Origin of the sequence: Streptosporangium sp. 'caverna', from assembly GCF_003203775.1 — a bacterium.
Lineage (GTDB): Bacteria > Actinomycetota > Actinomycetes > Streptosporangiales > Streptosporangiaceae > Streptosporangium > Streptosporangium subroseum.
The window spans coordinates 1,136,095-1,149,971 of sequence record NZ_CP029711.1; the positions used below are offsets into that span (position 1 = coordinate 1,136,095).

Consider the following 13,877-nt stretch of genomic DNA (forward strand, 5'->3'; position numbering starts at 1 on the left):
CGGGGCACGCCATGAGGACCGGTCGGCTGGATCACACGCGCAGACCTTCGGCGGGCACGGTGCTCGCCGTGGTCTCGGTCGTGCCCGCACTCGGGCTGGCGGGCTGGCTGCTGGCGGGGCTGCCGCTGCTGCTGCTCGGCTGGTTCCGGCCGATCGCCGTGATCCCGCTGGGCCTGCTGGTCGCCGCGCTCCTTTGCCGGTACGGCCTGCGCCGCCTGCCGAGGACCGTCGAGGCGACCGCCCGGCAGACGGCGGCGGTGATCGCCGTGGCCCTGGCCTCGGGCATCTTCAACGGCCTGTTCCACAGCGAGCAACTGATCATCCGCCGCGACCCCTCCACGTACGCCCAGTACGCCCTCTGGCTGGCCGGCCACGGCTCGCTGCCGATCCCCTTCCAGGAGGCGGCCTTCGGCGGCGGCGATCTGGCGTTGCACTTCGACAGCATGGGCCTGTACGACTTCGGCGGCGCGATCGTGCCGCAGTTCATGCCGGGGTCACCCATGATCGACGCGGTGGGCGTCTGGCTGGGCGGCGTCCCGGGGCTCGTGCTGGTGCCACCGCTGCTGGGGGCGCTGGCCGTGCTCGTCTTCGCGGGGGTCGTCGCCCGCCTGGTCGGCGCGCGCTGGGCCCCTCTGGCCGCGCTGGTCTTCGCGGTCAGCCTCCCGATCCTCTACACCTCGCGGACCACCTTCAGCGAGATCCCGTCCCTGATCCTGCTCTTCGGCGGCCTGGCCCTGCTGCTCGACGCCGAGGCCAGGCTCCGTTCCGGCGTCACGGTCCTCGGCTCCCCGCCGATCCGTCCCCCGGGAGCGGAACCGATCGGTCTTTCCGGAGTGGAACCGATCGGTCTTTCCGGAGTGGAACCGACCGGTTCCTCCGGAGCTGAACCGACCGGCCTCTCGGGAACGGAACCGATCGGTTCCCCGGGAGCGGAGTCGACCGGCCACTCCGGAGTCGAACTGATCGATCCCTCCGGCGCGGAACCGGCCGGCCTCTCGGGAGAGGAGCCGGGCGGGATCCGTCCGGCACGGTCCGATGCCGTGGTCGGCGCGGTGCTGGCGGGTCTGGTGTTCGGGCTGGCCGTCCTGGTCAGGATCGACGGGCTGCGCGACGTGCTTCCCGTGTTCGTCTACGCCGGGCTGCTGATCGCCCTGCGCCGGATCGGCGCCCGAGACGAGGGGCGTCTCGGCGCTCCGCTGCTCTGCGGGCTGGCCGCGGGGACCGCTCTGGGGTTCGCGGCCGCCTACCTGCTCTCCAGGCCGTACCTGGACTATCTGTCGGGCTCCCTCAAGCCGCTGCTGGCGATCTGCGGCGCGGTCCTGCTCCTCACCCTGGTCGCCGCGGTCCTCGCGCCGCGAATCGCCGTGGTCCTCCGGCGGGTCGCCGGGATCCGGCGGCTGCCCGAGATCGCCGGCGGCCTGGTCGTGCTGGTCATGGTGGCCTTCGCGGTCCGGCCGTGGCTGCAGACCGTCACCCGGCAGCCCACCACGCCGGAGGACCGGCTGAACTACGAGTTCATCGAGAAGACCCAGCAGGTGAACGGGCTGCCGATGAACGGCGCCCGGCTGTACTACGAGGAGTCCCTCTCCTGGGTGATCTGGTACGTCGGGATCCCCGTGGTGATCCTGGCCACGCTGGCGGCGGCCGTGCTCACGCGCAGGCTGGTCAGGGGGGGCGAGTTCGGCTGGCTGCTGCCGCTGGCCATCATCGGCTGGACCACCTTCACCACGCTCTACCGCCCGGCGATCACCCCCGACCAGCCGTGGGCCTCCCGGCGCCTGGTCCCGATCGTCATCCCCGGCCTGATCCTGCTCGCCGTCTGGGGCCTGCGCTGGGCGCGGGACAAGGCGCGCAGATCGGGATACGGCCTGACCCCCCAGAAGGGCATCGTCGCCTTCGGCGCGGCGCTGCTTCTGATCCCCACGGCGCTCACCTCCGGCGGGACGGCGTTCACCCCGATCGAGCGCGGCGAGCGCGCGGCGGTCGAGGGGATGTGCGCGGCCCTTCCGGCCCGGGCCTCGGTGCTGATCGTGGAGCGGGTCACGGGTGACCGGCTCACCCAGGTCGTCCGGGGCACCTGCGGCGTTCCCACCGCCCGGTCCTCCATCCCCCTAAAGTCCGACGTCTCCCTCAAGCCCACCGTCGACCGCCTGATCGAGCGCATCCGCACCACCGGCCGCGTCCCGGTCCTGCTCGCCGCCAAGGCCGACCAGCTCTCCGCCTACGGCAGACCCGTCCAGATCATGGCTCTCAGCACCCGCCAGGACGAGCGCTCCCTCGTCGACCCGCCCAACGGCACCTGGTCCCTGGGCGTCAACGTCTGGATGGTCGTCCTGTAGAGGATGGCCATGCGCGCCGTGGGTTATGCGACGAGCGGGGATCCCATGTGGGTGCCCCGTGCGGACGAGAACTTCGGCGGGTTCGGCGAACTCGTGGACATCGGTGCTACTCGGCAACGGATTGACCGAAGGTCGGAAAGATCGACATAGTCGGGTCCATGCGCTTAAACCCCGAGATTTCCGAAGTAGAAGATCTGTCCTCTGGGGACTCGGGACTGCGGCCCCGGAGCCGGACATGGGCTGGGGTTCGTCGCGCGCTGCCGCCCGGCGTGATGGTCGTCGCGGTGGCACTCGGAGCGGCCGGGGCCGCGACGGCCGATGCCGAAGGTCGCCATGGCAGTCGGGGCCTCATTCAGGTGTCCCCGCCTCCGGCCGGTCCCTGGCCCCAAGACGGAGTGTTCGACATCTTTCTGTGCATGGACGGCAACACTCTGAACAGCTGCCGCAAGCGGGCGATCACACCGAAGCAGAAACGAACCATTGAGGCGAGGCTGCGGGCGATGCCCAAGGTGGCGGAGGTGAGGTTCGAATCCCGAAAGGAGGCGTATGCGAACTTCCGAAAGCAGAACGCCGACAACAAGATCCTACTCTCGGCCATCCAGGTTGAAGACATGCCGGAGTCGTTCAAGGGCAGGCTTTACCGGCGGGCCGACATCGTGCCGATCCGCTCCACCTTCGAGAAGATGGCCGGTGTTTCCAATGTCTTCACCTTGGGCGGTTCCTTCTGGAAGGGCAAAGCCGACGTCGAGATCGCGCTGTGCGGGCCGGCGGAGGCGTCCGGCACCTGTGATGGGCACGATGGCGCCGCTCCGTGGGACAAGGAGAGAATCGAGGCCAGGTTGGGAACGGTGGAGGGGGTCGAAAAGGTTTACTTCGAGGATTCCGAGCATGCCGCGAAGGTGTTCTCGTTCTGGTGGATGCGCAAGGCATCTGACCCTCAGGGGTTCTCCGAGTCCTACTACGTCAAGCTCGCCGATCCGGGTGATGCCCAGGTGCTGATCGACACGGTCAAAGTGATGTCGGGCGTCAGCTCTGCCAGGACTGTGGGCGAAGGTTGGTAGGTGCGGGACCTGCTCGGGGAGGTGAAGTGCGTTCGGCCTCCGGCTGGGCAGAGTATCCTCGCCCGACGTGAGCATGCCCGAGACGCCCGAGAGTGGATCAGCTGTGGACGCAACACCGTACGTGACCATCGTCCTGCCGTGTTACAACGAGCAGGACCACGTCATCGCCGAGGTCGAGCGCATCTGCGAGGCCATGGACCACAGCGGATACACCTACGAGCTCGTGGCGGTCGACGACTTCTCCACCGACCAGACCCTGGCCAAGCTGCAGGAGGCCGAGCCGCGGTTCCCGAACATGCGGGTCCGGGCGTTCCACCGCAACGGCGGGTCCGGAACGGTGCGCAGGATCGGCACGCAGGAGGCGCGCGGCGAGATCGTCGTGTGGACCGACGCCGACATGACGTATCCGAACGAGCGCATCCCCGAACTCATCCAGATCCTGGAGAAGGACCCGGCGATCGACCAGGTCGTGGGCGCGCGGACCACCGAGGAGGGCTCGCACAAGCTCCTCCGGGTGCCGGCGAAGTGGTTCATCCGCAAGGTGGCCGAGCGGCTGGCCGGGCAGAAGATCCCCGACCTCAACAGCGGGCTGCGGGCGTTCCGCAAGTCGGTCGCCAAGCCGTACCTGCGGCTGCTGCCGCCCGGTTTCTCCTGCGTCACGACGATCACGCTGTCGTTCCTGTCGAACCAGCACGACGTCTACTACCTGCCGATCGGCTACAGCAAGCGGGCGGGCACGTCGAAGTTCAGCTTCATCTCCGACGCCTACCGTTACATCCTGCAGGTGCTGCGGATGGTCATGTACTTCAACCCGCTCAAGGTCCTCATGCCGCCCGCGCTCTGGCTGGTCGGCATCGGCCTGGTCAAGGGTGTCGTCGACATCTTCCGCTACGGGTTCTACCTGACCAGCAACACCATCGTGATCTTCCTGTCCGGCCTGCTCATCGGCTCGCTGGCGCTGCTGGCCGACCTCATCGTGCGGTCCAGGAGCGAGTAGATGCGGATCGTGGTCGTCGGGCCGACCTACCCCTACAAGGGTGGCGGCGCCGCGCACACCACCGAGCTGGCGCACCGTCTGCGGGCCGCCGGGCACGACGTGGTGATCGAGTCGTGGCGGGCGCAGTACCCCTCCTTTCTCTATCCAGGGCAGCAGACCGTCGACACCCCCGACGGCGAGCCGTTCCCGCATGTCCGGCGCGACCTCGACTGGCGTCGCCCGGACGGCTGGGTCCGCTGCGGCCGGCGGCTCAGGAACGCCGATCTGGTGATCTTCGCGGTGCTCAGCCCGGTGCAGGTCCCGCCCTACCTGGGCATCCTGTACGGCCTGCGCCGCCGGACCAAGGTCGTGGCGCTCTGCCACAACGTCCTGCCGCACGAGTCCAAGCCGTACGACGCGCCGCTGATGAAGGCGCTGCTGCGCCGGGCGGATGTGGTGCTCGTCCACTCCGAGCGGCAGGCCGTGCTGGCCCGCGAGCTGACGCCCGCTCCCGTGCGGATCGCGGAGATGGCGCCGCACCTCCCGCCCCGTTCCGCAGAACGCGGGCCGGGGGAACCTGAGTCCGGGGAACGTCGTTCCGAGGAACGCGAGCCGTTGGGGCCTGGGCCTGGGGAACGTCGTGCCGGGGAGCTCGAGCCCAAGGAGGATGGCTTCGGGGGGCGCGGCCCCGTGCACGACCGGCTGCTGTTCTTCGGCCTCGTCCGGCCGTACAAGGGGCTGGACCTGCTGATCCGCGCGCTGCCCGAGGGCGTGGCGCTGCGGGTGGCGGGGGAGTTCTGGGGTGGCCTGGACGAGACGAAGGCGCTGATCGCCGAGCTCGGCCTGACCGATCGGGTGGAGCTGCGACCAGGCTACGTGGCCGCGGCGGACGTGCCGGGGCTGTTCGCGGACGTGGACGCGCTGGTCCTGCCCTACAGGAGCGGGACGGCCAGCCAGCAGGTGTGGTTCGGCCACGAGCACGGGGTGCCGGTGATCGCCACCCGGGTCGGCACGCTCGGCGACCACGTCACCGACGGGGTGGACGGGCTGCTGGTCGAGCCCGGCTCGGTGGAGGCGCTGCGCGCGGCGCTGGACGGGTTCTACCGTCCCGGCGAGCCCGAGCGGCTCCGCGCCGGGGTCAAGGCCGTCGACCCCGAGCCCTACTGGGCCTCCTACATCGAGGCGCTGGTCTCACCCTGATGCCCGGCTGCGGTCGGCCGGGCATCTGCTCCGGGAGACCGGGCGCCTCCTCCGTTGAGGCGGGAATCCGCGAAGGGGCCGGACAGGGTGTCCGCCCGGCTGAGCTGGGCGTCTGCCGGGATGCTGGGCGTTATCCGGCGGCGGGGTCCCGGGTCACCGGTATTCTTGGGCGTCGCAGCGTGTCAGACGCGTTAGGGCGCGTCAGAGGGCAGTGAGCGACATCGTGGTGCATCGACACGCGGTAAGTGACGTCGTGGCGGCGCGGGAAGCAGTGGGCGACCGAGGAGCGGTGGGCGACCGATGAGCACCGAACGGGTGGCGCAGCTTGAATACTCCGAGTTCCAGGCGGCGATGCTCGACGAGGAGAAACGCCGCCGCAAGGCCGCGAAGATCGTGGCGGTGCTCGGTCACTTCCTCGGCCGGGACAAGGACGTCCTCGCCGGGCTGACGGTCGCCGACATCGGGTGCTCGGCGGGGTTCATCGCCGACGAGCTCGCCGCGGCGGGCGCGAGCCGGACGTTCGGCGTCGACATCGACGTGCCGGGCCTGCGCAAGGCGGCCCAGCGGTTCGGTGAGCGGGTCGAGTTCGTGTGTGCCGACGGCACCGCCCTGCCCTTCCCCGACGGGTCCATCGATGTCCTGGTCTTCAACCACATCTACGAGCACGTGGTCGACCCGGACGCGATCATGGCCGAGATGCGCCGGGTGCTCACCGACGACGGCCTCCTCTACCTGGGACTGGGCAACCGGCTCGGGGTGATGGAGCCGCACTACAAGCTGCCGTTCCTGTCCTACCTGCCGCCCGCGCTGGCCGACCGCTACGTCCGGCTGTCCGGCAGGGCCGACAGCTACTATGAGCGCTACCGGACGCGTCGCGGCCTGCGCAGGATGGCGCGCGGCCTGCGTGTGTGGGACTACACCTTCCCGGTGCTCGCCACCCCGGCGGCGTTCGCCGGGTCCGAGCTGTTTCCCGGGGTGATCGGCCGTGTGGCCGGGGGCGTGCTCTCCCGGATGCCGCGGCCGGTCCTGCGCGCGCTGCTGCCGGTGGTGCCGACCTACCTGTGGGTGGCGACCAAGAGCGACCGCCGCCCCGCCGGAGTGTCCCTGCCGCAGCCGCCCGACCCGGTTCGCCCACTGTGAGCTCACGGTGAAACGTCTGGTCCGCGTCGCCCTGGCCTCCCGACCCGGTTCGCTCCCTGTGAGCTCACGGTGAAGCGCCTGGTCCGCGTCGCCTTCCTGCTTCTCGCGCTCGGGTTCGGCGCGTGGGCGGTGGCGAGCAAGTGGGACGAGATCCAGACCGGGTTCGCCCGGCTGTCGTGGCAGTCGCTCGTGCTGTCGCTGGTCGCGGTGATCGCGGCCCTGTGCGGCGGGATGATGACGTGGCGGGCGCTGCTGGCCGACCTCGGCTCGCCGCTGCCGTTCCGCGCGGGAGCGAAGGTCTTTTTTGTCGGTCAGCTGGGCAAATACATCCCCGGCTCGCTCTGGCCGGTGATCGCCCAGATGGAGATGGGGCGCGAGCTGGGCGTTCCCAGGTCACGCAGCGCCGCCGCCTTCTTCCTGACGCTGCCGGTGCAGCTCGCCAGCGGCCTGCTGATCTCGGCGGTGACGCTGCTGACCGCCCTGCCGGGCTCCGTCGCGCCGTACGCCTGGGTGTTCCTGCTGATCCCGGTGCTCGCGGTGGTGTTCGAGCCGCGGGTGATCAACGCGGTCGTCGGGTTCGGGCTGCGGAAGCTGAAGCGCGAGCCGCTGGAGCGCCCGCTCACCCGCAGGGGCATGCTCACCGCGCTGGGCTGGGCGCTGCTCGGCTGGACCGCGTACGGCCTGCACCTGGCGGCGATCATCCATGAGCTCGGGCTCTCGGGCGTGTCGATGGTCCTGTTCTCCGTCGGCGCGTTCGCGCTGTCCTGGTGCCTGGGAATCATGACGTTCGTGGTCCCCGCGGGAGCGGGGGTGCGCGAGGTGGCCATGGTGGCCGTCCTGGCGCCGGTTCTGGACCAGGGATCGGCGATCGCGGCGGCGCTCTGCTCCAGAATTGTGATCGTCCTCGGCGATCTCATCTGCGCCGGGATCGCAGGTCTGGCGGCACGACGTTCCGTTGACTCCCAGAGTGATTCCGTTCAGGGAAAAGCCGTGTGATTTCCCCCACGTTTTCAGAGACTCTGGCAATAGAGTTAATGGAAGAAGGGGACGGCTGTCCCGAGTGGATTTTGAGGGGAGCGATCCTTCTTGACGCCTCGAGTGCTCGTCGACGCGGCTGCGGTTCCGGCCGATCGCGGTGCGCTGATCAGGTACGTCGATGGACTTGTCGCCGCCCTGGACAGGGCGGGCGCCGATCTCGCGGTCGTCTGCCAGCGTGCCGACGCCGAGCGGTACGCCGGGCTCGCACCTTCTGCCCGGATCGTGCCCGGACCTCATGGGATCACCAACCGGGCCGCCCGGCTGGCCTGGGAGCAGACCGGCCTCCCGCTCCTCGCCCGGCAGGCCGGCGCACAGGTGATCCACGCCCCTTACTACTCGATCCCGCTCGGCTCGGGCCTGCCGACCGTGGCGACCGTGCACGACCTCACCTGGTTCACCGAGTCCACGCAGCACAACGCGGTCAAGGCGTCTTTCTTCCGCTCGGCGACCCGCACGGCCGTGCGGCACGCGTCGAGGGTGATCGTGCCCTCCAAGGCGACCCGCGACGAGTTGATCCGGGTGCTCGCCGCCGATCCCACGCGGATCGACGTCGCCTACCACGGGGTGGACCCGGTGCTGTTCCACCGGCCGTCCGAGCGCGAGATCAAGCGCGCCTCCGACCGGCTCGGCCTGCACGGCACCCCCTACGTGGCCTTCCTCGGCCCCCTGGAGCCCCGTAAGAACGTGCCAAACCTGATCCGCGGCTTCGTGCGCGCCGTTCAGGACCTTTCCGATCCGCCCGCCCTGGTGCTGGCCGGGAGCATCCGTGACGCCGACGTGGACGCCGCGGTGAGCGAGGTCCCGTCGACCGTGCGAGTGCTCCGTCCGGGCTTTCTCGCCTTTACCGACCTGTCGGGTTTTCTCGGCGGCGCGCTCGTGGCGGCCTTCCCCTCACGGGGCGAGGGCTTCGGGCTCCCGGTCCTGGAGGCCATGGCCTGCGGCGCGCCGGTGCTCACCACGCACCGCACCTCGCTGCCGGAGGTGGGCGGCGACGCGGTCGCCTACACCGAGCCCGACGACGTGAGCATCGCCGACGCGTTGCGGGCGCTGCTGTCCTCGTCGGAGCGCAGGCAGGCCCTGTCCACGGCGGGAATGACCCGGGCCAGGGAATTCACTTGGGAGGCGTCGGCGGAGGCCCATCTGCTCTCCTACCAACGCGCTGCCGAGTAGTGAGCTAGCCTCGCGGAATGATGGAGACCCCTTTGCCGGAGCTCGAGGCGATTCTCCTCGTCGGAGGACAGGGGACGCGCCTGCGTCCGTTGACGCTTGGCACGCCCAAACCGCTGCTGCCGACGGCGGGGGTGCCCTTTCTCGCCCACCAGCTCGCGCGGGCCAGGGCGTCCGGCGTGCGGCGCATCGTGTTCGCCACCTCCTACCGGGCGGAGATGTTCTGCGAGGCCTTCGGAGACGGCGCGGCGTTCGGGCTCTCCCTGGAATACATGACCGAGGAGACCCCGCTCGGCACCGGCGGCGCCATCCGCAACGCCGCCGAGGCGCTGAGCTCGGACCCGGACGCGCCGGTGCTGGTGCTCAACGGCGACATCCTGTCCGGCCACGACATTCGTGAGCAGGTCGGCATGCACGTCGCCCGGGGGGCCGCCGTCACCCTGCACCTGACCGAGGTGGAAGACCCCTCGCGGTTCGGCTGCGTGCCGACCGACGACGACGGCCGGGTGACCGCCTTCCTCGAGAAGACCCCGAACCCGGTCACCAACCGGATCAACGCCGGATGCTACGTCTTCACCCGTTCGGTGATCGACTCGATTCCGGCGGACGAGGTCGTCTCGGTCGAGCGGGAGACGTTCCCCAACCTGATCGAGAGCGGTGCCCTGGTGCTCGGTTACGCCGACGCGTCCTACTGGCTCGACGTGGGCACGCCCGCAGCTTTCGTCCAGGGCTCCCGTGACCTCGTCCTCGGCCGTCTCGCCTCGCCGGCCCTGCCCGGTCCCACCGGAGACTTCCTCGCCCTGCCCGGCGCCATGATCTCGCCCGAGGCCAAGGTCGGCGGAGGTTCGGTGATCGGGGCCCGCGCGACGGTGGAGTCCGGCGCGCAGGTCTCCGGCAGCGTGCTCGGCGACGACTGCGTGATCCAGTCGGGCGCGGTCGTGGTCGACTCGGTGGTCGGCATCGGCGCCCGCGTCGACTCTGGAGCGGTCCTGCGCGAGGTGGTGGTCGGTGACCGCGCGGTCGTCGGCCCGGGCAACGAGCTGCTGGCCGGTAGCCGCATCTGGCCCGGCATCGTGCTTCCCGAGTGCGCGATCCGCTTCTCCAGCGACGCCTGATCCCGTACGAAGATCATGAGAGAGCGTGAGTGGCGCTCCACGATGCCGCTCGACCTTGAGCTGACGCTGGGGCCGCACCGGCACGGGAACGGCGATCCCACCTGGAGAAGGACGCCCGACGGGAGCGTCTGGCGGACCTCGCGCACGCCCGACGGTCCCGGCACGCTGCGGGTGTCCGCCCGGGGCGGGCAGGTCGCCGCCACCGCCTGGGGGCCGGGAGCGGGGTGGCTGCTGGAGACGCTCCCCGCGCTGCTCGGCGTGGAGGACGATCTCTCGGGGTTCGTTCCCGAGCACGACGTCGTCAAGAACGCGGCCAGGCGCTACGTGGGGCTCAGGATCGGGAGGACGTCACGGGTGCTGGAGGCTCTTGTGCCCGCGGTGCTCGAACAGAAGGTCGTGAGCCTTGAGGCGTGGCGGGCGTGGCGATGGCTGCTCGGCCGGTACGGCGAGCCCGCGCCGGGGCCGGCGCCCGAGGGGATGCGGGTCTTCCCCGAGCCCGAGGTGTGGCGGGCCATCCCCTCGTGGGACTGGCATCGGGCGGGGGCCGAGGCCGTACGGGCGCGCACGATCGTGAACGCGGCGCGGCACGCCGTGAAGCTGGAAGCGGCCGGGGGCAGCGCCGACGCGGATCGGCTGCTGCGGGCGCTGCCCGGGATAGGGGTGTGGACGTCGGCGGAGGTGCGGCAGAGGTCGCACGGTGACGCGGACGCGGTCTCGGTGGGCGACTTCCATCTGCCGTCGCTGGTGGGCTGGTCGCTGAGCGGCCGGCGGGCCGACGACGCGGAGATGTTGCGGCTGCTGGCTCCCTACCGGGGGCACCGGCACCGGGTCAGCAGGTTGCTGGGGCTGGGCGGTGTGCGGCCACCCGCTCGGGGGCCGCGGATGCCCGCGCGAGACTACCGGTCGTTCTGAGGCCGTTCTCTTCCGAGGCCCCAGAGGGGGCGGCGGGCTGCCAGTCGCGCCCGTCGCGGGTGTCGGCTCCGATCAGTGGGGCAAGGACGGCGACGGCGGCGAGGGCGAGGAGAAACCAGATCATTTTCGGCTCCTGAGGCGGGTTCCGGTGCGATGCCTCTAATGTATGTATACGCAAGCATTTACGTCTATCGAGACTTGCTTGTGTGCACCGTTTAGCAGAACTGCATCGTCACGGGCTCTATTCCGGCTCTGTCCCCTATAACCCCCCGACCCGCCGCTCGATCGGTGGGCGCTCCGTCGTACTGTGCGGGAATGAGCGTGAACCCCACCGATAACGCGATGCGCCGGGCCCTGGCCAGGGCCCGCGACGGCAAAGCTCTCGACGTGACCGAAGCCACCGTCCTGCTCCACGCCAGGGACGAACACCTTGAGACCCTGCTCGGGCATGCCGGCCGAGTCAGGGACGCGGGACTGGAGGCCGTGGGGCGACAGGGAATCATCACCTACAGCCGCAAGGTCTTCATCCCGCTGACCCGGCTCTGCCGGGACCGCTGCGGTTACTGCACGTTCGCCACCGCCCCGCACAAACTGGAGAGCATGTTCCTCAGCCCCGACGAGGTGCTGGAGATCGCCAGGCAGGGCGCGGCCATGGGGTGCAAGGAGGCGCTGTTCACCCTGGGCGACCGGCCCGAGGACCGCTGGCACCAGGCCCGCGAGTGGCTGGACGCGCACGGCTACGACGACACGCTGTCCTACGTCCGCGCGATGGCCATTCGGGTGCTGGAGGAGACCGGGCTGCTGCCCCACCTGAACCCGGGCGTCATGACCTGGAAGGACCTGCAGCGTCTCAAGCCGGTCGCGCCGTCCATGGGCATGATGCTGGAGACGACCTCGCGACGGCTGTTCGAGGAGAAGGGACAGGCGCACCACGGCTCACCGGACAAGGACCCCGCGGTACGGCTGCGCGTGCTGGAGGACGCGGGGCGGACGAACGTGCCGTTCACCAGCGGGATCCTCATCGGCATCGGCGAGACGATCGAGGACCGCGCCGAGTCGGTGTTCGCGCTGCGCAAGGTGGCGCGCGAGTACGGCGGGATCCAGGAGATCATCGTCCAGAACTTCCGCGCCAAGCCGGACACCGCGATGCGCGGCATGCCGGACGCCGACCTGCAGGAGCTGGCCGCCACGATCGCGGTGACCCGGCTGGTGCTGGGGCCCAAGGTCCGGGTGCAGGCGCCGCCGAACCTGGTCGACTCCGAGTACGAGCTGATGATCAGGGCGGGCATCGACGACTGGGGCGGCGTCTCCCCGCTGACGCCCGACCACGTCAACCCCGAGCGCCCGTGGCCCCAGATCGAGGACCTCGCCGCCCGCACGGCCGCCACCGGGTTTACCCTGCGCGAGCGGCTGACCATCTACCCCGAGTACGTGCTGGCCGGGGAGCCCTGGCTCGACCCCCGTCTCAACGCCCACGTGGCCGCCCTCGCCGACCCCGAGACCGGCCTCGCCCGCGAGGACGCGGTCCTCGTCGGCCGCCCCTGGCAGGAGCCGGACGGAGGTTTCGTCTCCCTGGGACGGACCGACCTGCACACGGCCGTCGACACCGAGGGCCGGACCAATGACCGCCGCGACGACTTCGACAACGTCTACGGCGACTGGGAGGCGCTCAAGGAGCGTCTCCCCGCCGCCTCCTCGGTGGTCAGGGGCGACGTGCGGCAGGCGCTGCGGCAGGCCGAGAGCGATCCCACCCGGCTCACCGACGCGCAGGCGCTCGTCCTGCTCGACGTCGCGGGCGATCCCGACGGCATCGGGGCGGACGACGCGGCGCTGGAGGAGCTGTGCCGGATCGCCGACGGTCTCCGTAAGGAGGCGGTCGGCGACGACGTCACCTACGTGGTGAACCGGAACATCAACTTCACCAACGTCTGCTACACCGGCTGCCGCTTCTGCGCCTTCGCGCAGCGCCGTACCGACGCGGACGCCTACACCCTGTCGCTGGAGCAGGTCGCGGACCGGGCCTGGGAGGGATGGGAGGCCGGGGCGACCGAGGTGTGCATGCAGGGCGGCATCCATCCGGACATGCCGGGCAGCGCCTACTTCGACATCGCCAGGGCGGTCAAGGCCCGGGTGCCGGAGATGCACGTTCACGCCTTCTCGCCCATGGAGGTCATCAACGGCGCGAGCCGTACCAACCTGTCCATCGAGGACTGGCTGACCGCGGCCAGGGAGGCGGGTGTCGACTCGCTCCCCGGCACCGCGGCCGAGATCCTCGACGACGACGTCCGCTGGGTGCTCACCAAGGGCAAGCTGCCGACCAAGGAGTGGGTCGAGGTCATCTCCACCGCCCACAGGGTCGGCATCCCGACGACGTCCACGATGATGTACGGCCACGTGGACAACCACGCGCACTGGGTCCAGCACATCCGGCTGATCCGCCGCATCCAGGAGGAGACCGGCGGGTTCTCCGAGTTCGTGCTGCTGCCGTTCGTTCACCACAGCTCGCCCATCTACCTGGCGGGGATCGCCCGGCCCGGGCCGACCGCGCGGGAGAACAGGGCCGTGCACGCGCTGGCCCGGATCCTCCTGCACGGCGTGATCAAGAACATCCAGTGCTCCTGGGTGAAGCTCCAGGACGGACTGTGCCGAGAGGTGCTGCAGGGCGGGGTCAACGACCTCGGCGGCACGCTGATGGAGGAGACGATCAGCCGGATGGCGGGATCGGAGAACGGCTCCTTCAAGACGATCACCGACCTGGCGGCCATGGTGGCCCCGACAGGACGGAGGATCCGGCAGCGGACCACCTCCTACGGCGTGCCGGACGCGGACCGGGTGGCCGCCGCGGCGGCGAGCGACGGCGTCTGCCGTAGCGTGCGCACCCTCCTGCCGCTTGAGCGGTTGTAGCGGGATTCGTTCACGGTGAACTTCA

General features: G+C 70.3%; 10 protein-coding genes. All 10 read left to right on the forward strand.

The genetic code is table 11. The annotated features are described in order from the left end of the window. The first annotated feature begins 11 nt into the window (after positions 1-11). The 10 genes from DKM19_RS50495 (at position 12) to DKM19_RS05295 (ending at position 13,852) form a co-directional block, all read left to right on the forward strand. Complete coding sequence (locus DKM19_RS50495) at positions 12-2,339, forward strand: hypothetical protein (RefSeq protein WP_204358664.1); 2,328 nt, start codon at positions 12-14, stop codon at positions 2,337-2,339. A 395-nt stretch (positions 2,340-2,734) separates the two neighbouring features. After that, positions 2,735-3,400, forward strand: coding sequence for a permease-like cell division protein FtsX (locus DKM19_RS05255; protein ID WP_162641307.1), 666 nt, complete (start codon positions 2,735-2,737; stop codon positions 3,398-3,400). A 73-nt stretch (positions 3,401-3,473) separates the two neighbouring features. Beyond that, positions 3,474-4,397, forward strand: coding sequence for a glycosyltransferase family 2 protein (locus DKM19_RS05260; RefSeq protein WP_089212811.1), 924 nt, complete (start codon positions 3,474-3,476; stop codon positions 4,395-4,397). Next, entirely contained in the window at positions 4,398-5,576 is a 1,179-nt protein-coding gene (locus DKM19_RS05265; protein ID WP_110694729.1) for a glycosyltransferase family 4 protein, read from the forward strand. Positions 5,577-5,876: 300 nt separating this feature from the next. Continuing rightward, on the forward strand, positions 5,877-6,716 hold the full coding sequence (locus tag DKM19_RS05270; protein WP_110694730.1) for a class I SAM-dependent methyltransferase: 840 nt from the start codon (positions 5,877-5,879) through the stop codon (positions 6,714-6,716). A gap of 69 nt (positions 6,717-6,785) precedes the next feature. Next, complete coding sequence (locus DKM19_RS05275; protein ID WP_110694731.1) at positions 6,786-7,712, forward strand: lysylphosphatidylglycerol synthase transmembrane domain-containing protein; 927 nt, start codon at positions 6,786-6,788, stop codon at positions 7,710-7,712. 90 nt (positions 7,713-7,802) lie between these two features. Next, on the forward strand, positions 7,803-8,924 hold the full coding sequence (locus DKM19_RS05280; RefSeq protein WP_110694732.1) for a glycosyltransferase family 1 protein: 1,122 nt from the start codon (positions 7,803-7,805) through the stop codon (positions 8,922-8,924). Positions 8,925-8,941: 17 nt separating this feature from the next. After that, positions 8,942-10,036: a sugar phosphate nucleotidyltransferase gene (locus tag DKM19_RS05285; RefSeq protein ID WP_110694733.1), complete on the forward strand. Its 1,095-nt coding sequence runs from the start codon at positions 8,942-8,944 to the stop codon at positions 10,034-10,036. Between the two features lie 15 nt (positions 10,037-10,051). Beyond that, complete coding sequence (locus tag DKM19_RS05290) at positions 10,052-10,948, forward strand: DNA-3-methyladenine glycosylase (protein WP_110694734.1); 897 nt, start codon at positions 10,052-10,054, stop codon at positions 10,946-10,948. 315 nt (positions 10,949-11,263) lie between these two features. Continuing rightward, positions 11,264-13,852, forward strand: a complete 2,589-nt coding sequence (locus DKM19_RS05295; protein WP_110694735.1) for a bifunctional FO biosynthesis protein CofGH — start codon at positions 11,264-11,266, stop codon at positions 13,850-13,852. Positions 13,853-13,877: the final 25 nt, after the last annotated feature.

What these genes read in the sequence shown, in the direction of transcription:
- DKM19_RS05295 (WP_110694735.1), top strand. Translation starts at nt 11,264, where the DNA reads ATGAGCGTGAACCCCACCGATAACGCGATGCGCCGGGCCCTGGCCAGG.
- DKM19_RS50495 (WP_204358664.1), top strand. Translation starts at nt 12, where the DNA reads ATGAGGACCGGTCGGCTGGATCACACGCGCAGACCTTCGGCGGGCACG.
- DKM19_RS05290 (WP_110694734.1), top strand. Translation starts at nt 10,052, where the DNA reads ATGAGAGAGCGTGAGTGGCGCTCCACGATGCCGCTCGACCTTGAGCTG.
- DKM19_RS05265 (WP_110694729.1), top strand. Translation starts at nt 4,398, where the DNA reads ATGCGGATCGTGGTCGTCGGGCCGACCTACCCCTACAAGGGTGGCGGC.
- DKM19_RS05285 (WP_110694733.1), top strand. Translation starts at nt 8,942, where the DNA reads ATGATGGAGACCCCTTTGCCGGAGCTCGAGGCGATTCTCCTCGTCGGA.
- DKM19_RS05260 (WP_089212811.1), top strand. Translation starts at nt 3,474, where the DNA reads ATGCCCGAGACGCCCGAGAGTGGATCAGCTGTGGACGCAACACCGTAC.
- DKM19_RS05270 (WP_110694730.1), top strand. Translation starts at nt 5,877, where the DNA reads ATGAGCACCGAACGGGTGGCGCAGCTTGAATACTCCGAGTTCCAGGCG.